The sequence below is a fragment of the Sporosarcina sp. USHLN248 genome, from assembly GCF_037144575.1.
Lineage (GTDB): Bacteria > Bacillota > Bacilli > Bacillales_A > Planococcaceae > Sporosarcina > Sporosarcina contaminans.
Genome location: NZ_JBBCZC010000014.1, coordinates 13,661 through 32,228, shown reverse-complemented (window position 1 = coordinate 32,228; position 18,568 = coordinate 13,661). Strand labels below are relative to the sequence as shown.

At 41.4% G+C, this 18,568-nt stretch carries 18 protein-coding genes and 1 other annotated feature; of the genes, 17 read left to right on the top strand and 1 reads right to left on the bottom strand.

What is annotated here, in order from left to right; genetic code table 11:
- Positions 1 to 20 precede the first annotated feature (20 nt).
- The 12 genes from polA (at position 21) to WFH04_RS07505 (ending at position 13,037) form a co-directional block, all read left to right on the top strand.
- Positions 21 to 2,645, top strand: a complete 2,625-nt coding sequence (gene polA, locus WFH04_RS07560; protein WP_336823459.1) for a DNA polymerase I — start codon at positions 21 to 23, stop codon at positions 2,643 to 2,645.
- A gap of 9 nt (positions 2,646 to 2,654) precedes the next feature.
- Complete coding sequence (gene mutM / locus WFH04_RS07555; protein ID WP_336823458.1) at positions 2,655 to 3,527, top strand: bifunctional DNA-formamidopyrimidine glycosylase/DNA-(apurinic or apyrimidinic site) lyase; 873 nt, start codon at positions 2,655 to 2,657, stop codon at positions 3,525 to 3,527.
- Positions 3,528 to 3,540: 13 nt separating this feature from the next.
- Complete coding sequence (coaE, locus tag WFH04_RS07550) at positions 3,541 to 4,137, top strand: dephospho-CoA kinase (protein ID WP_336823493.1); 597 nt, start codon at positions 3,541 to 3,543, stop codon at positions 4,135 to 4,137.
- A gap of 111 nt (positions 4,138 to 4,248) precedes the next feature.
- Positions 4,249 to 5,271 carry a glyceraldehyde-3-phosphate dehydrogenase gene (locus WFH04_RS07545; protein ID WP_336823457.1) on the top strand — a complete coding sequence of 341 codons (1,023 nt, stop codon included), beginning with the start codon at positions 4,249 to 4,251 and terminating at the stop codon, positions 5,269 to 5,271.
- A 202-nt stretch (positions 5,272 to 5,473) separates the two neighbouring features.
- Positions 5,474 to 5,932: a transcriptional regulator NrdR gene (nrdR, locus tag WFH04_RS07540; RefSeq protein ID WP_336823456.1), complete on the top strand. Its 459-nt coding sequence runs from the start codon at positions 5,474 to 5,476 to the stop codon at positions 5,930 to 5,932.
- Positions 5,933 to 5,962: 30 nt separating this feature from the next.
- On the top strand, positions 5,963 to 7,315 hold the full coding sequence (locus WFH04_RS07535) for a replication initiation and membrane attachment family protein (protein ID WP_336823455.1): 1,353 nt from the start codon (positions 5,963 to 5,965) through the stop codon (positions 7,313 to 7,315).
- On the top strand, positions 7,315 to 8,259 hold the full coding sequence (dnaI, locus tag WFH04_RS07530; RefSeq protein WP_336823454.1) for a primosomal protein DnaI: 945 nt from the start codon (positions 7,315 to 7,317) through the stop codon (positions 8,257 to 8,259). The genes WFH04_RS07535 and dnaI overlap by 1 nt, the downstream gene beginning before the upstream one ends.
- A gap of 70 nt (positions 8,260 to 8,329) precedes the next feature.
- Positions 8,330 to 8,561: a binding site (T-box leader), on the top strand.
- A gap of 49 nt (positions 8,562 to 8,610) precedes the next feature.
- Positions 8,611 to 10,548: a threonine--tRNA ligase gene (gene thrS, locus WFH04_RS07525; RefSeq protein ID WP_336823453.1), complete on the top strand. Its 1,938-nt coding sequence runs from the start codon at positions 8,611 to 8,613 to the stop codon at positions 10,546 to 10,548.
- 814 nt (positions 10,549 to 11,362) lie between these two features.
- Positions 11,363 to 11,869, top strand: a complete 507-nt coding sequence (gene infC / locus WFH04_RS07520) for a translation initiation factor IF-3 (RefSeq protein WP_336823452.1) — start codon at positions 11,363 to 11,365, stop codon at positions 11,867 to 11,869.
- Between the two features lie 26 nt (positions 11,870 to 11,895).
- Entirely contained in the window at positions 11,896 to 12,096 is a 201-nt protein-coding gene (rpmI, locus tag WFH04_RS07515) for a 50S ribosomal protein L35 (protein ID WP_041075504.1), read from the top strand.
- Between the two features lie 114 nt (positions 12,097 to 12,210).
- Entirely contained in the window at positions 12,211 to 12,570 is a 360-nt protein-coding gene (gene rplT / locus WFH04_RS07510; RefSeq protein WP_336823451.1) for a 50S ribosomal protein L20, read from the top strand.
- Between the two features lie 176 nt (positions 12,571 to 12,746).
- Positions 12,747 to 13,037 (top strand): DUF1294 domain-containing protein, encoded by a 291-nt coding sequence (locus WFH04_RS07505; RefSeq protein WP_336823450.1) that lies wholly within the window; start codon positions 12,747 to 12,749, stop codon positions 13,035 to 13,037.
- Positions 13,038 to 13,150: 113 nt separating this feature from the next.
- Here WFH04_RS07505 and WFH04_RS07500 read toward each other — a convergent pair whose 3' ends face one another.
- Positions 13,151 to 13,537 carry a sigma-w pathway protein ysdB gene (locus tag WFH04_RS07500; protein WP_336823449.1) on the bottom strand — a complete coding sequence of 129 codons (387 nt, stop codon included), beginning with the start codon at positions 13,535 to 13,537 and terminating at the stop codon, positions 13,151 to 13,153.
- A 186-nt stretch (positions 13,538 to 13,723) separates the two neighbouring features.
- Here WFH04_RS07500 and WFH04_RS07495 point away from each other — a divergent pair, with 186 nt between their 5' ends.
- The 5 genes from WFH04_RS07495 (at position 13,724) to WFH04_RS07475 (ending at position 18,530) form a co-directional block, all read left to right on the top strand.
- Positions 13,724 to 14,212, top strand: coding sequence for a dUTP diphosphatase (locus WFH04_RS07495; RefSeq protein WP_336823448.1), 489 nt, complete (start codon positions 13,724 to 13,726; stop codon positions 14,210 to 14,212).
- Positions 14,213 to 14,299: 87 nt separating this feature from the next.
- A complete protein-coding gene (locus WFH04_RS07490; protein WP_336823447.1) occupies positions 14,300 to 14,794 on the top strand; it encodes a helix-turn-helix domain-containing protein in 495 nt (164 codons plus the stop codon).
- A gap of 4 nt (positions 14,795 to 14,798) precedes the next feature.
- Positions 14,799 to 15,647 (top strand): metallophosphoesterase, encoded by an 849-nt coding sequence (locus WFH04_RS07485; RefSeq protein ID WP_336823446.1) that lies wholly within the window; start codon positions 14,799 to 14,801, stop codon positions 15,645 to 15,647.
- A 180-nt stretch (positions 15,648 to 15,827) separates the two neighbouring features.
- Positions 15,828 to 16,808: a zinc-binding dehydrogenase gene (locus tag WFH04_RS07480; RefSeq protein WP_336823445.1), complete on the top strand. Its 981-nt coding sequence runs from the start codon at positions 15,828 to 15,830 to the stop codon at positions 16,806 to 16,808.
- Between the two features lie 42 nt (positions 16,809 to 16,850).
- Positions 16,851 to 18,530, top strand: a complete 1,680-nt coding sequence (locus WFH04_RS07475; protein ID WP_336823444.1) for a formate--tetrahydrofolate ligase — start codon at positions 16,851 to 16,853, stop codon at positions 18,528 to 18,530.
- The last annotated feature ends 38 nt before the right edge of the window (positions 18,531 to 18,568 follow it).

Below are 18,568 nucleotides of genomic sequence, written 5' to 3'. Positions count from 1 at the left end.
AAATAAGGGAGTGGTGGAGATTGGCAAAGAAAAAAATAGTGCTGTTAGATGGGAATAGCTTGGCATACCGGGCGTTCTTCGCATTGCCGCTATTAACAAATGATAGCGGTATTCATACGAATGCGGTGTATGGTTTTACAATGATGCTGCAAAATATTTTATCAGAAGAGAATCCGACACATATGCTTGTCGCATGGGATGCTGGAAAAACGACGTTTCGCCATAAAACGTATGGAGAATACAAAGGCGGACGTCAAAAGACGCCACCGGAGCTTTCAGAGCAGTTTCCCTATTTGCGCAAGCTGTTAGATGCGTATCAAATTCCGCAGTATGAATTGGATCAATATGAAGCGGATGATATTATCGGAACGTTAAGCAAAATCGGTAATGAAAAAGGCGATGAAGTGATTGTCATTTCAGGAGATAAAGATTTAACGCAACTATCAAGCAATCATACTACTGTGTATATTACACGCAAAGGAATAACGGATATTGAAAAGTACACACCTGCACACGTTATGGAGAAATACGGAATTGAACCTTTTCAAATCATTGATATGAAAGGTTTAATGGGTGATGCATCCGATAATATTCCGGGTGTTCCTGGAGTTGGGGAGAAGACAGCGTTAAAATTGTTGAAGGAATTTGGTTCGGTTGAAAATGTTTATGCTTCACTTGATAAAGTGTCGGGCAAAAAATTAAAAGAAAATTTGACCGAAAATGAAGAACAAGCATTCATGAGCAAAGAGCTCGCAACAATTGAACAAAACGCACCTCTCACTATTTCCCTTGACGAACTGCAATATGATGGGCCAAATGAAGAGCAAGTGAAGGCGATTTATCAAGATTTGAAGTTCAAGACATTATTGGAAAAAATGGCTCCGGAAGAAGCGGGAGTTCTGATGGAAGAAATTACAATACAACTTATCGAAGATCCTTCAACGATCGAGTTTAAAGATGAAATGGCGATTCATATCGAAATGGCAGATGTGAATTATTTAGATGCAGATCTTATGGGTTTAAGTCTTTCTGATGGTGAAAAGACGTACTATATTCCATTTGAACATGTTCGCAATTCAGACCAATTGAAAGCTTATTTGGAGGATGGCAAGAAAAAGAAATATGCTTCCGATTCAAAAGCTTTATATGCCTCATTATTTAGATATGGCATAAAATTGGAAGGCATCGATTTTGATCTGCTGCTTGGCGCCTATATTGGAAATCCTTCTGCAACATATACGGATGTTGCTTCTATGGTGAAAGATTTCGGCTATACGAATGTTCAATCGGATGAAGTGATATACGGCAAAGGGGCTAAAAAATCAGTTCCTGATGAGCAGACGGTTGCAGAACATGCAGGTCGAAAAGCGGAAGCTGTTTGGAAGTTGAAAGACGCGGTTGAGAAAAAGCTAAAGGAGAACGAACAATTTGATTTATATTATGAATTAGAATTGCCTTTAGCGAAAGTGTTAGGCCAAATGGAATCTACCGGTGTGAAGACAGATCTCGAGACGCTGCAGCAAATCGGGGTTGAGCTGTCCGCAAGGCTGTCAGAATTGGAATCCATTATTTATGAGATGGCAGGACAGCCTTTCAATATTAATTCACCGAAGCAATTGGGAGAGATTTTATTTGAAAAAATCGGCTTGACACCAATTAAGAAAACGAAGACAGGTTATTCAACAGCAGCCGATGTGCTTGAGAAGTTGGAAAGTGAACATGAAATTATTAGCTATATTTTGACATATCGCCAATTAGGTAAATTGAATTCGACTTATATTGAAGGACTGACAAAAGAAATCCATGAAGATGGAAAAATCCATACACGGTTCCAACAAGCGCTTACGCAAACAGGGAGACTAAGCTCCATTAACCCGAACTTGCAAAATATCCCGATCCGTTTAGAGGAAGGACGCAAAATTCGAGCGGCATTCGTCCCTTCAGAACCGGGCTGGCTCATGTTCGCAGCCGATTATTCCCAAATTGAGTTGCGTGTGTTGGCACATATTTCTCAAGATGAAAAAATGATCGCTGCATTCCGGGAAGATGCCGATATTCATACGAAAACAGCGATGGATGTATTTGGCGTCGATAAGGATGGCGTATCCTCGGACATGAGAAGGACAGCAAAAGCTGTCAATTTTGGCATTGTTTACGGCATAAGTGACTATGGCTTGTCGCAAAGCTTAAATATTACAAGGAAAGAAGCCGGGAAATTCATCGACACGTATTTGGCGTCGTTCCCAAGTGTTAAGCAATATATGGAAGACATCGTCGCAGATGCAAAAATGAAAGGCTATGTAACGACAATGATGAATCGAAGAAGGTATTTGCCAGATATTGTGAGCTCTAATTTCAATTTACGGAGCTTTGCCGAAAGGACAGCGATGAACACGCCAATTCAAGGCACCGCCGCTGATATTATTAAAAAAGCGATGATCGATATGGATAAACGTTTGAAGGAAGAAAAATTAGAGACGCGCATGCTGTTGCAAGTGCATGATGAATTAATTTTCGAAGCGCCAGAGCATGAGATAGAGAAATTACAAGAAATCGTACCGGAAGTTATGGAATCCGCAATAAAATTAGATGTTCCTCTTAAAGTGGAATGGGCTTTCGGGAAATCTTGGTATGAAACGAAGTGAGGAATGAGTATGCCTGAATTACCTGAAGTGGAAGGTGTCGTGCGGGAGCTGTCACCGGCTTCATCAGGAAGGACTGTTGCAAAAGTGACAGTCTCTGAAGTTGTGAAAGCATCAAAAGAATTAGGAAAAGAAGCGATCGTTAAAGGAATTACATTGGAAGATTTTATTGCCGAAATGGCTGGTGCAACGATTATGGACGTTACAAGAAGGAGTAAGTACATTTATTTCCATCTCGTAAAAGAAGGCGAGGCGCATTTGTTGGTTAGCCATTTAGGGATGACGGGAGCTTGGTTCGTTGTAGACACTTTAGACGATGTTACAGAGAAGAAGTTTAGGAACCATATGCATGTCATCTTTGAAATGGCTGACGGTGGACTCTTAGTGTATTCCGATATACGTCGCTTCGGTGAGTTGCGCCTGCTGCGTCAAGAAGGTGACTACCCGCCTTTATTGAAAATGGCGCCAGAGCCTTTTGAAGAAGATGCGATAGAGCATTTTATCGCTATGGCGAGTACTCCGAAATTTGCCCGTAAACCGATTAAAGAAGTTATTATGGATGGCCATGTCATCTCCGGCTGCGGCAATATTTACGCAACGGAAGCCCTTTTCAAAATGAAAATCCATCCTAACCGGACAACCGATCGAGTGAGCGAAAAGAGGAAAAGAGAATTATTTAAAGTCATCGTCGATATTTTACAAGAAAGCATTCATGCCGGTGGGAGTTCTATTTCAGATTATCGCAATATAAATGGACAAGCAGGCACAATGCAAGATCGTTTGAAAATGTACGGTAAGAAAGTGTGCACCGTTTGCGGAAAAGAGACGAAAAGCTTGAAAATCGCAGGCAGAACATCCGTCTATTGCCCTTCTTGCCAGAGATGAGGAGCGTATGTCAATGATTATAGGATTGACGGGCAGTATCGCAACAGGAAAAAGCACGGTTGCGAACATGTTAAGGGCAAAAGGCTTTCCGATTGTCGATGCTGATGTCATTTCGCGTGAAATAGTAGAGCCGGGTAGCCCTGTGTTAAAGGAAATATCGGAAGCTTTTGGAGAGGGCGCGTTACGGGAAGATGGCACAATGAATCGTGAATGGATCGGCGCAAGGATTTTTGGGGATGAAACAGAGCGTCAAAAGCTCAATCGGATTATGCACCCTGCAGTAAGAAAAGAGATGCTCCGCCAAAAGGATGAATGGCTTGGCAAGGGAGCGCAGATAGTCATCATGGATATCCCGCTATTATTTGAAAGCAAGCTTCAGCATTTTGTCGACAAAATCCTTGTCGTCTCGGCAAGTCCAAAAGTGCAGAAGGAAAGGCTGATGGCGAGGAATCATCTCACTGAAGAAGAGGCTGATGATCGCATTCATTCGCAACTGCCTATTGCTGAAAAGGAAAGCGGGGCTGATGCGGTTATTTATAATGACGGCACATTAAAAGAAACGGAAAAGCAATTGGATCAAATTTTAATAGAATGGCAAGCGCAATTCTGAAAAATAGAACATTGTTAATCTGTTCACAAACACTATGCGTCCAATTAAAATATGTTATACTAATTATCGGATTAACGATAAAAAGTATAACATCATCAGGAGGATTTATTCATGACAACTTCAATTGCCATAAACGGGTTTGGCCGAATCGGACGCATGGTCTTCCGACAAATGATTATGGAGGACAGCTTGAATGTTGTAGCGGTGAATGCGTCTTATCCATCTGAAACGCTTGCTCATTTGATTAAGTATGACACAATTCATGGAGCTTTTGACGGTGAAGTCGTTGCGGAGGAAGATGCGCTTGTCATTAATGGCAAACGGGTGAAATTGATAGCTGAACGCGATCCATCCAAGCTTCCTTGGAAAGAATTAGGCGTTGATATCGTTGTTGAAGCGACAGGCGTCTTCAATGCACGCGATAAAGCAGCGTTGCATTTGGATGCTGGCGCGAAAAAAGTCATTTTAACTGCTCCGGGCAAAAACGAGGATGTAACAATCGTTTTGGGCGTTAATGATGATAAATTAGACATCGATCAGCATGATGTCATCTCGAATGCGAGCTGCACGACGAACTGCCTTGCGCCAGTTGCGAAAGTATTGAATGATACATTCGGCATCGAAAATGGTTTAATGACAACTGTGCATGCTTATACAAATGACCAAAAGAACTTGGATAATCCTCATAAGGATCTTCGCCGTGCTCGTGCATGTGCGCAATCGATCATACCGACATCTACAGGTGCTGCGAAAGCTCTTTCTCTCGTATTGCCTGAACTGGAAGGTAAAATTCATGGCATGGCGCTTCGTGTTCCAACACCGAACGTTTCTTTAGTCGATCTCGTTGTCGACTTGAAAAAGGACGTAACTGTGGAAGCGGTGAACGACGCTTTCAAACAAGCGGCAGCAAATGAATTATCCGGCATCCTTCGCTTTACGACAGAGCCGTTAGTATCGATCGACTTCAACACGACGACAGAATCCGCAACGATTGATGGTCTTTCAACAATCGTTATGGGCGACCGAAAAGTGAAAGTGCTTGCTTGGTATGACAATGAGTGGGGCTATTCCGCACGTGTTGTGGGCTTGACTAAAAAAGTGGCTGAAGCGTTAACTGCTAAGGTCAATGCGTAAGTGATTAAAAACCGTAATAGAACCGGCGAAAAGCCATATACTTCTCACAATTGAGAGGTGTATGGCTTTTTTATCGTCTATGTAATTGCTCGAAAAGAAAATCGTTATTCGCAATCTCTGCCAAAATTCCATTGGAACTCTCCAGTTTCGACAGAATTCTGTTATAATCAATATACTATACGAAAATGCGGGGGAACAAAAAATGATATGTCCAGCTTGTCATTATAATGGCACCCGGGTCATCGATTCCAGGCCCGCGGAAGAAAATCGATCAATTAGAAGACGCCGGGAATGTGAAAAATGTGCTTTTCGTTTCACTACATTTGAAAAAGTCGAGGAAATGCCACTCGTTGTTGTGAAAAAGGACGGTACACGTGAAGAGTTCAACGGTGAAAAACTTTTAAGAGGTCTCATCCGCGCGTGCGAAAAACGACCAGTCGATTTGGAGGCGCTCCATAAAATCGTCTATCTGATCGAAAAAGAATTGCGAAGCGCGGGCATTGTGGAGATCAAATCAGAAGATGTTGGTGAAATGGTCATGGAAAAATTAGCAGATGTAGATGAAGTGGCGTACGTCCGATTTGCATCGGTATATCGCCAATACAAAGATATTAACGTTTTCATCGAAGAATTGAAGAACTTGCAAAACAAGAAATCATAAATTGTAGGAAAAAGGAGGCGGCCGGATCGCATGCTATATGAGGAGCTGCAACCGATTGACATCTTCAGAATCAAGTTGGCACAACCGTTTTCGGACTATGACCGGCAACTCCTGACATTATTTTATCAACCTTTGATCGGTCCAGATGCGATGAGCCTATTCATGTCCCTTTGGTCAGATGCAGAAGGAGACCAAGATGCAGAGCATAATCATTATTATTTGATGAATTTGCTTACAATGCCATTGGGTCGTATTTTTGAAGCTAGGATATCTTTAGAGGCAATAGGGCTACTGCGGACATATTGCAAAAGGGAAGTGAATGACCGAACTTTCCTTTACGAGCTTCTGCCGCCTTTGGATGCAAAAACATTTTTGGATGATCCACTATTGTCCACATTCCTTTTCAGTAAAATTGGAGAGCAAGCATACCGGAATTTACGTGCCCGTTTTTTGGATGACAACAGAATAGATGAAGGTTATGAGGAAGTATCGAGAACCTTCTTGGATGTATATAAGCCGATAAGATATGGAGTTTCAGAAGATTTGGAGGATACCGGGGCGATTAAAGGAAGAATCGAATCCAACGGTATTCCTTTTGCTCATTCTGATTTTGATTATCAACTGATGTGTTCGGGATTATCGGAGCAAATGGTGCCTAAAGCGTCGCTCGCCATGCTATCGAAAGAATTGGTCGAGAAATTGGCATTTCTTTATTCATTGACGCCAATCGATATGCAGAAGGTTATTATGATGGCTTTGGATGAAAACAACTTGCTTCCAGAAGATAGAGTTCGAAAGGCAGCAGTCGATTATTATAAGATGAATATATCCAAATCAGCGCCAAAACTTGAAAAAGTGTTTTCGAAAGAACGCATGATACCTCTAGAAGAGCCGAAAACGCGTGAGGATAAATTCATTCATTACTTAGAAAATACTCCACCGCGTGAAATGCTAAGGGATTACACGGGCAATGAACCGCTTCCAGTGGATGTTGAACTTGCGGAACGACTCGTCACAGTCCATGGCTTTCCAGTTGGAGTCGTAAATGTGCTGTTGCATTATGTCATCATTCGCAATGACGGTAAAATTACGAAAAACTATGCGGAAAGAATTGCATCGCATTGGAAAAACAAAAAGATTATGACTGCAAAACAAGCGATGGAAATTTCAAGAAAAGAGCATGACCAATATTTAAAATGGCAAAACGAAGGAAGCAAAAAAACAACTTCTCGGAAGCCTTCAAGAGAGGAAAAGGTTCCGGAATGGTTTTACAATGAAGAAAAAGATCAACAACCTGCTTCTGATTCAGATCCGTCCATTGACGAAAAACGCAAGCAGCTGCTTGAAAAATTAGAAGCGATGAAAAGCGGGGTGAAATCATAATGGAACCGATCGGCAACACTTTGAAACGTGTAATAAATGCATCTTCTTTAACCGCAAGATATGAAGAACTTCGCAATGAAGTAATGGAATCTCCGGGAGTGCAGGAATTCATTTTAGACCATTCCCAAGAGATTGACAAAACAGTTGTCGATAAAAGTCTTGGTAAATTATATGAATATGCAACCGCTTCGCATCATTGCGACCAATGTCCGAATATTGAAGGGTGCATCAATGTCATGAAAGGTTTTGAACCGAAATTAGTGCTTTCCCGCGGTTATATTGATCTTGATTATGTAAAATGTCCGAACAAATTGATCGACGAAGAAAAGCGTAACGTCACAAACATGATCGATAGCATGTATATGCCGAAAGACGTAATGGAAGCGCGGCTTCATGATATTGACCTCGAACATGATCCGAGCCGCGTATTAGTCGTGGAAGCTTGTGCTCAGTTTTTGAGCGCAATTGGCGAAGATGGCAGTTTACCTGAACGAGGCTTATATATACACGGTCCTTTTGGAACAGGGAAATCTTATATTATTGGTGCGTTGGCTAACGAATTGGCACATCGTCAAATACGGACAGTAGTTGTTTACATTCCTGAGTTTTTAAGGGAGATGAAGCAATCGATCCAAGACCAGACGCTGAATGAGAAAATTGATTTTGTAAAGAAAGCAAAAGTGCTTATGTTGGACGATTTTGGTGCGGAAACGATGTCTGCATGGGCAAGGGATGAAGTTTTAGGAACGATATTGCAATATCGCATGTCTGAAAAACTGCCGACGTTTTTCACGTCAAACTTCAATTATGATGAATTGCAGCACCATTTATCCTATACGCAGCGTGGAGAAAAGGAAGTCGTCAAAGCGGGGCGCATTATGGAGCGAATCAAGACAATAAGCCGTCCAATCCAATTGAAAGGCAAAAACCGGCGGACCCAATAATATTGTAAAAGGTACCACTTGCAATTTCGCTTCTTCCTATTTATAATAATGGTTATTAATTATCTAAAAATAAAATGCATTGAAAAGGACAACAATCGGTTGATCAACCGTACAGAGAGTGGGGACAATGGCTGGAAGCCCTGCAGGAAGGATCATCGATTTACCACCTTGGAGCAGCATCAGTGAACATTGAAGTAGCTGATGACGGACCCGGCCCGTTAGCCGTATCGAGCTTCGTCTTTCCGGTAGCCCCGGATAGAAGGAAGAAGGGTGGAACCGCGAGCTATAGCTTCGTCCCTTTATTGGGATGGGGCTTTTTTGTTTGCAAAAAAATGATAAGGAGTGTTTGTTATGTCAGAAAATATCGAACTGAAATTTCCAGATGGAGCGGTAAAAGAGTTTCCGAAAGGCGCTACAACTGAGGAAGTGGCAGGTTCCATTAGTCCTGGACTGCGCAAAAGTGCATTAGCCGGAAAAATTGGTGAGCGGCTGATTGATTTAAAAACGCCGATTGAAGAAAATGGAGACATTGCGATTATTACACCACAATCTCCGGAAGCGCTTGAAATTTTGCGCCATAGTACCGCTCATCTGCTTGCACAAGCAGTAAAGCGTAAATTCCCGGATGCGAAATTAGGCATCGGTCCAGTTATTGAAAACGGTTTTTATTATGATATTGATTCACCGACTCCAATAACTGCTGAAGACCTTCCTGAGCTTGAAAAAGAAATGAAACGGATCATCGGCGAAAACTTGCCGATTGTTCGCCATGACGTTTCTCGAGAAGAAGCAGAAAAACGTTTTAAAGAAATTGACGATCCATATAAGCTTGAATTGTTGGAAGCGATCCCTGAAGGGGAGCAAGTTTCCATTTACGAGCAAGGTGAATTTTTCGACCTATGCCGCGGTATCCATGTTCCATCGACAGGTAAATTGAAAGAGTTTAAACTGCTAAGCATTGCAGGAGCTTATTGGCGAGGAAATTCTGATAATAAAATGCTGCAACGGATTTACGGCACAGCTTTCTTCAAAAAAGAAGAACTTCAAGAACATCTTCGTATGCTTGAAGAGGCGAAGGAACGTGACCACCGTAAAATCGGTAAAGAGCTGAATTTGTTTACAAACTCACAAAAGGTTGGACAAGGTTTGCCTCTATGGCTACCAAAAGGCGCTACTATCCGCCGCATCGTTGAACGCTATATTGTCGACAAAGAAGAAAAGTTAGGTTATCAGCATGTTTACACACCAGTATTAGGTAGCAAATCATTATATGAAACATCCGGTCACTGGGGGCATTATCAGGATGGCATGTTCCCTGTTATGAGCATGGACAACGAGGATTTGGTTCTTCGTCCGATGAACTGCCCTCACCATATGATGATTTACAAAAACGGCATCCACTCATACCGTAATTTGCCGGTCCGTATTGCAGAGTTAGGGATGATGCACCGCTATGAAATGTCCGGTGCACTTTCGGGATTGCAGCGTGTACGCGGAATGACTTTGAATGACGCGCATATTTTCGTGCGGCCCGATCAAATTAAAGACGAGTTCCGTAGAGTAGTGGAGCTCATCATTGAAGTATATAAAGACTTTAACATTACGGATTATTCATTCCGCTTATCGTATCGTGACCCTGAGGATACAGAAAAATATTACGATGACGATGAAATGTGGGAGCACGCACAACGTCTGTTAAAAGAAACTATGGACGAAATGGGCCTTGAATATGTGGAAGCAATCGGTGAAGCGGCATTCTATGGTCCAAAATTAGACGTACAAGTGAAAACAGCAATCGGTATGGAAGAAACATTATCGACAGCGCAGCTTGACTTCTTGCAACCTGAACGTTTTGAGCTGACTTACATCGGAGAAGATGGAAAACAGCATCGTCCGGTTGTAATCCACCGTGGTGTCGTATCAACAATGGAACGCTTCATCGCATTCCTAATCGAGGAATACAAAGGTGCATTCCCGACATGGCTTGCGCCTATCCAAGTCGAAATGATTCCGGTATCTCCTGATGCGCACCTAAACTACGCAAATGAACTGAAAGATAAGCTTGTCGCTGCAGGAATCCGCGTTGATCTTGACAGCAGAGACGAAAAGTTAGGCTACAAAATCCGTGAAGCGCAAGTCCAAAAAATTCCTTACATGTTAGTATTGGGCGATAAAGAAGTCGAATCTGGGGAAGTAAATGTCCGTAAATACGGCGAACAAAAATCCGAAAGTATGCCATTCGACGAGTTTTTAAAAGAGCTGCAGGAGACAATTGCCAATAAAAACTGATCTCATATAAATGGTTTTATCTTACTTGTACAGGATGGTTCATTGAAGATGACCCAACTGCTTTGCAGATCGGCTGCTGTATTGAAAGTGATACAGTAGTCTTTCTGCAAGAAATTACTCACACTCATTGTCACTGAAGGATCGTCAAGCAAACAAAAATGATTTTGTAATTGTTTTGTTCCAATGCTCCGTCATTCAGACAGTTTGGTATGTACTGTCTGTTACTTGCAGTGCTGGCGACATCTCGGGGATATTATAGTCCAGTCCAATGATACAATGGACGGATCGCATGGTCTTCGGAAATCATGCGTTATAGAGGAAAGCCACTATTTTAGAAGTGGAATCCTAAGTTGATTAATCAAACAGGGGCTCTAAAAGTGATCATCAATGGCTGCAGTCTTATGCAATGTGAAGGGTATTTAAATGCTTTCATAGAATGTAGAAGCAATTTATCTTTATTATTGACTCTGCAAAACACACATGCTATACTTATTTAGGTTAATGAATACAGTTTGTGGTATAAGAAGGAGCTACCCGCTTCTCACCTGATTGACGCTTACAAGTTGTTGACAGGTCAGCACATTAGTGAACGTGCCGTGCATTTATGCACGTAACACATACGCGGGTAGACAACTTATTGCTTGTCTACTTTTTTTATTGTCCAAATCAATGGCAACAGCCTTAAAGCTGTAGCCATATGCTATCAAAATTGAATGGACTGTGGGACCCCCCTCCCCGTCAATTGGTGGGGTGGTATACCCAAACCGTGTATTCGCGAGACATTATCCGGAGGTGGATTACTATTAGCAAAGACATGTACGTAAACGAGGGCATCCGTGCCCGCGAGCTTCGACTGATCGACCATAACGGCGACCAGCTCGGCATCAAATCCCGCAATGAGGCACTTGATATTGCAGCACGCGCGAATTTGGACCTCGTCCTTGTCGCTCCGCAAGCAAAACCCCCAGTAGCTCGTGTCATGGACTATGGGAAGTTCAAGTTTGAGCAGCAAAAGAAAGAACGTGAAGTGAGACGGAACCAAAAGGTCATCAACGTCAAAGAAGTGCGGTTAAGCCCAACCATTGACGAGCATGACTTCCAAACAAAACTTCGCAACGCTATTAAATTCTTGCAAGCCGGCGACAAGGTGAAAGCATCCATCCGTTTCCGCGGACGTGCTATTACACATAAAGAAATCGGTCAACGTGTTTTAGACCGCTTTGCCGAGGAATGCAAGGAAGTATCTACGGTTGAAGTGAAACCGAAAATGGAAGGCCGGAGCATGTTCCTAATACTTGCACCGACTGCCGAAAAAAAGTAACACGAACGATTTAGGAGGAACAGATCATGCCAAAAATGAAAACTCACCGCGGATCCGCAAAACGTTTCAAAAAAACAGCAACTGGTAAAGTGAAACGCGGCCGCGCTTATACAAGTCACCTTTTTGCAAACAAGTCCACTAAAGCGAAACGCCACTTGCGTAAAGCTTCACTTGTTTCTTCTGGAGACTACAAACGTATCCGTGAAATGATCACTTACATGAAATAATTCATCGAATTACCGTTCAATAAATCTGGCGGTCCAGCATGAGATAGCGTCTGTGCCGTGATTTTTGAGCTTCACATTACAACATTCTTATAGGAATAGCAGGAGGTAATTACTATGCCACGCGTAAAAGGTGGAACAGTGACGCGAAAGCGCCGTAACCGAGTATTAAAATTAGCTAAAGGCTATTTTGGATCTAAACATAGACTTTATAAAGTAGCAAACCAACAGGTCATGAAATCATTCAACTATGCATACCGTGACCGTCGCCAGAAAAAACGTGATTTCCGCAAGCTTTGGATCACTCGTATTAACGCTGCTGCTCGCATGAATGGCATCTCTTACAGCACAATGATGCACGGCTTGAAAGTAGCTGGCATCGAAGTGAACCGTAAAATGCTTGCTGACCTTGCAGTAACAGATGCTCAAGCATTCGCTCAACTTGCAGAAACAGCAAAAAAATCAGTTGCAAAATGATTGATTTAAGAAAATCCCGCTTCTGGAGCATTTCCGGAAACGGGATTTTTTACTGTTCATTTTCATGCATTTAGAGATACTGAATCTATTTTTTATGAAAAAGATACATAGTAATCCGTTCTTCTTTCTTAATGAAATCAATAAAGTATAAAATAGGGGCAGGAGATGAAAAACGAATGAAACTTATAGTGCTTTCATGGATACTTTTCGCATCTATTTGGACTTTTTTCACGATGGGCTATGACAAACGCCAAGCAAGACGGAAACAGAGAAGGGTACCTGAAAATACGCTTTGGATCCTATCGATTTTTGGGGGAGGTATCGGGGCTTATATCGGCATGATTGTTTTTCGTCATAAAACAAGGCATACTGCGTTTCGGATCGGGTTTCTTCTATTGGCGATCATCTATACAATGGCCATCTTTTATTGTTTAGGGTTTACTATGGGCAAACTGCAAATTGCATGACAGCCTTTCCAGTAATGAGCCATAGTTGTTGCTACGCTTTTTAAACAAATTATGAAACTTTAAAAAGACTGTAGAAAAAGAACAAAGAACATTCTCTACAGTCTGGCCGGCAATCAATGGTTTTTCATCAATTTTTCAATCGGGTTTTTCCAGTTGATTTCTGCATTTGGATAGTTCGATTTAATTTCAGAGCTTAAAAACTGAAAATCATCTTTCGTTAACCCCATAAGTTTAGTCTCATCCTTCACCCACACGAAAATAGAGACAACTTCAAAAGCACTCTCAGTTGTGCCTAAATATTTTTCACCTTCGAATAAGGCGCCTTTATACGTAATGAAAAAATTCTTTCTTACATTTTTCACATCATCATAGAAATAATATTTTTCTTGTTCATATGCTTCGTCCAATTTCCGTTTCGGATCAGTTAAGAAACGGATTCCGCGGTAAAAAAGGTAAATGACGAACGCAATAATAATAACGCGGATTAGCAGTCCAACCATAACAGTATCCCCTCACAAATGTAGATATAGTCTTTACCTTATACGAATGAGAATCTGTTTGGTTTCAAGATAATAAAATTTTAATGAAATATAGGTAAAAAAATTGAACGATGTAGCAATGGTGTTTTACAAATGAAATCTTAATCCGATATAAAAATAGCGACGATCAGTTTTGGAGGAGAGCAAATGCAACTATCAACATTATTTTCAATGCAAAGGGAACTGGACACTTTCATCGAGAAAAATCAACAAGTGAACAAGGATGTCTTCTTTGAAAAAGGATTAGCGCTACTCGTCGAATTATCCGAGTTGGCAAATGAAAGCAGGTGCTTTAAATTTTGGAGTACGAAAGGTCCGTCAGAAAAAGATGTGATTCTTGAGGAGTATGTAGATTCGATTCATTTCTTATTATCGCTTGGAATTGAAATAGGACTGGATTCTCTCAGTGAATGGCCCGAGGATGAAGAGGTGATAGGTGATTTGACCCACTTGTTTATAGAAACATCAAATGCAATACACCAATTTTTATTGAAAAAGGATATGGTGAGCTATAAGAAGGTATGGGTTCATTATGGTGGGATAGCAAAAAAATTATGTTTTACCTACGATGAAATCATCAATGCATACATTGAAAAAAATGAAGAAAATTATAAGCGACAGCATTCAGGCTACTAAATATATAATAAAAATATATATTATCATTGACAAGTGCATCCAATTAAAAATAAGATGGAGATAAGTATAAAGGAGGAGGCTTTTACTGTGAATGATTGGAATAAAGAAGATTTTGGACTAAGACTAAAGTCCTTGAGAGAGCAAAGAGGTTTATCGATGATGGCATTTGGCGCTGCTATCGGCACTTCTGCAAGTCGAATTAAAGATTGGGAAAAGGGTAAAAATGCCCCTTCTGCAGCATGGATCGCAAAAATTTCTGATCGATTCAATGTTTCAACGGATGAATTAATTTTAGGAGATCCAAAAACTTCACGCGCCTTTACACCGAATAGCTCGACTAATATTGAAATGCTATTCGAGCGGCTGCGGGAAAACATATTAATGGAAAAAAACAGTGAAGAAACCTTTGAAAACTTGGATGAGTTGTATGCTGCGGTTGATGCTGCAAACAAAGAACAGTATAGAAGCGGAAAAGGAAGAAGGCTTGCTGAGCGTGAACTGCTTAGTATATTGACTGACTTGCCTAAGAAAGATGTCTTAGAATTATTGGAGTTAGCAAAGATAAAGAAACGTTGGCAATAACATAATGCCAAGGTTCGGTAGGAAATGGCTTTTCACATTTTTAATCATCATTGTCGGCATGTATATGTATTATGGAAATAGGACAATTGAAGTAACTTCGATGGATATTCATTCATCTAAAATACCACCTTCATTCAATGGTTATAAAATTGTGCAACTATCTGATGTACATGACTCGAAGTTCGGAGAGCATCATTCGGATGTAATAGAAAAAGTTGTTAATGTCGAGCCGGATGCTATTTTTATTACCGGTGACCTGATCGATCGGAATCGTTATGATTTAGAGCAAAGTTTGGATCTTGTAAATGGTTTAAAAGATATTGCTCCGATCTATTATGTTACCGGGAATCATGAGATTTCTACAAATGATCAGCTACATATCCAAGAGGAGCTTACTCGCTTAGGGGTCCATGTACTATCAGATGAATTTATGCTCATCGAAAATGCTTATGGCGAACGAATGTTGATAGGAGGGATTGAGGACCCTCTCAATAGTGTGTTAGAGGATGAAGAAGCTACTCGTATTTCGCTTAATAAAACTTTTAACGATGCTTCAGATCGTGTTTTCAAGATTTTATTGGCTCATCGGCCCGAACAGTTTGAAGTGTACGTTGACTATGATATCGACTTAATATTTAGCGGTCATACGCATGGCGGACAAATTCGATTGCCTTTTATCGGAGGAGTTTTTGCTCCTGGGCAAGGATGGTTTCCAACTTACTTGTCTGGACATTATGAAAAACAGGAAACACAAATGATTGTCAGCAGAGGATTAGGAAACAGTGTTATTCCCATTCGGCTTTTCAATCAACCAGAAATAATCGTCGTAACACTACAAGTGAATAAAGAATAAAAGCGCAGAAAGCATCCATTTGCTTATATGCGCTTTTTTGCATTCGTTCTTTATCAGATTTGTATCGATCTTTTATAGTAAGAGTTTCCGATTTATTATGATTATTCGATTGGATTGTTGTATGATAGTTATGAATTGAATAATAGAAACGCTACCATATTTTAAAGTGAGGTGGGATGGTTGAAGGCATTCGTTCATGAAAACGGTCTTTTAAAAGTTATTGAAATTGCAGATCCAATTGCTAATAAAGGAGAAGTTGTTGTTTCATTGAAAGCGGCAGGATTGAATCGCAGAGATATCAACATCCCCAAAAGACGCGGTGATGCACAGGAAGCATTGGTGTTAGGGTCTGACGGAGCAGGGATCATTGAATCGATAGGAGACGGTGTTACGGGCTGGCAAATTGGGGATGAAGTGATTATTAATCCATCCTTGCGATGGTACGACAAAAGTGATGCCCCGCCGGGTGATTTTGAAATTTTAGGAATGCCTGACAATGGGACATTTGCTGAAAAGATCGCCATTTCAGCGGAGCAAATCGAGAAAAAGCCGTCAAACCTATCTATGTTAGAATCGGCTGTCATCGCATTGTCTGGTTTAACGGGTTTTCGTGCATTATTCACGCAAGGGAACTTAAAAGCAGGAGATACAGTATTCATACCTGGAGCTGGAAGCGGCGTATCTACGTTCATGATCCAATTTGCAAAAAATGCTGGAGCACGGGTAATTACGAGTTCACGATCTGAAGCTAAACGGCAACGAGCGCTACAACTGGGGGCAGACCGTGCAATCGATACGAACGGAGATTGGCCATCTTTATTGCAAAATGAAACGATTGATCTTGTAATCGAAAGCATCGGCAGAGCTACGTTTAACCGATCATTATCGATACTTAAGTTGGGCGGTCGAATCGTTGTTTTCGGCGCGACGACCGAAGATGAAGTCGAGTTGGATTTGCGTAAATTCTTTTATGGGCAATATCAATTATATGGTTCCACGATGGGCAGTCGTGAAGAACTGCGAGAAATGTTACAGCATTTGGAGAAATACGAAGTGAAACCAATCATCGATAAGCAGTATCCGTTGGAGGAAGCAGCGCAAGCTTTTGAATACCTTGAAAAGAATGATCAGTTCGGGAAAATTGTCTTAACGTTCAATTGATAGGCCTATTTAGTTCAAAAGAAGAGAGAGGCGGGGGAAAGAATGACGGAAAAAGCGAAACCATTAACAGATTTACAAATAGCAACAGAAGCGGTCATGCAGCCAATCGGGGAAATTGCAAAGAAAGCAGGCATCCCCGAAGAGGCAGTTGAACCTTATGGACGTTACAAGGCGAAGATTGACATTGATAAGTTACCTGTTTCAAAAAAGAATGGCAAGGTTGTATTAGTGTCGGCAACAAGCCCGACGCCTGCTGGAGAAGGAAAGTCAACGGTTACTGTCGGATTAGCGGATGCCCTTTCAAAGTTAGGCGAAAAATCGATGATTGCATTGAGAGAACCTTCTTTAGGACCCGTAATGGGCATTAAAGGGGGAGCCGCAGGCGGAGGATATGCTCAAGTGCTTCCAATGGAAGAAATCAATCTGCATTTCAATGGAGATATCCATGCAATTACAACTGCGAATAATGCTTTAAGTGCAATGATCGATAACCATTTGCACCAAGGCAACGCATTAAACATTGATCCGAGGAGAATCACTTGGAAACGTGTATTGGATATGAATGACCGTGCGTTGCGACATGTGACAGTCGGACTTGGAGGGCCAGCACAAGGCGTTCCGAGAGAAGACGGTTTCGATATTACTGTTGCTTCGGAAATTATGGCAGTCTTCTGTCTATCGACAAGTTTGACGGATTTGAAGGAGCGTATTTCCCAAATCGTCATCGGTTACACATATGATAAGGAAGCGGTCACGGTTCGCGATTTAGGGGTTGAAGGGGCTTTGACTTTGCTGTTGAAGGAAGCGTTCAAGCCGAACTTAGTGCAAACAATTGAAGGCACTCCTGCGTTAATACACGGTGGTCCTTTTGCTAACATCGCACATGGATGCAATTCTTTGATTGCAACAAATACCGCTCGGCAACTAGCTGATATTGTCGTAACAGAAGCAGGATTCGGTTCAGACTTAGGCGCTGAAAAATTTATGGACATAAAGGCAAGAATAGGCGGATTTTCACCTGACGCAATCGTCCTTGTTACGACAATCCGTGCGCTAAAAATGCATGGGGGCGTTGCGAAAACCGATTTAAACGCTGAAAACGTTCAAGCTGTAAAAGACGGAATCGCCAACTTGGATAAGCATATTGAAACAGTGCGTGCCTTCGGTGTTGAACCTGTCATCGCTTTAAATCGCTTTATTACAGATTCGCACGACGAACTGCAATTTGTATTAAGTCATTGCAAGGAAAAGGGAGTGCGTGCAGCTTTGACAGATGTGTGGGGTCAAGGCGGAGAAGGCGGCATCGAGTTAGCGAAGCACGTCTTATCTCTATTGGAAGAACCGAACCAATTTGCCCCATTATATGATGTAGAACAGCCAGTATTAGAAAAAATAACAACGATTGTTCAAAAAGTGTATGGTGGAAAAGGTGTAATATTAACGGATAAGGCAAGAAAAGACTTGTTAGCGATTGAATCGAATGGGTGGGACATACTCCCAATCTGCATGGCGAAAACCCAATATTCATTTTCTGATGACCCTAAGAAGTTAGGAAGACCTGAAGATTTTACCATTACAATTCGTGAAATCATTCCGAAGTTAGGTGCAGGATTCCTCGTTTGTTTAACGGGAGATATCATGACGATGCCGGGGCTTCCAAAAAAGCCAGCTGCTTTATCGATGGATGTTGATGACAAAGGAAATGCAATTGGCTTAATGTAAATTCAATTGTGCTATACGATCAATGCGATTGGCGAAGA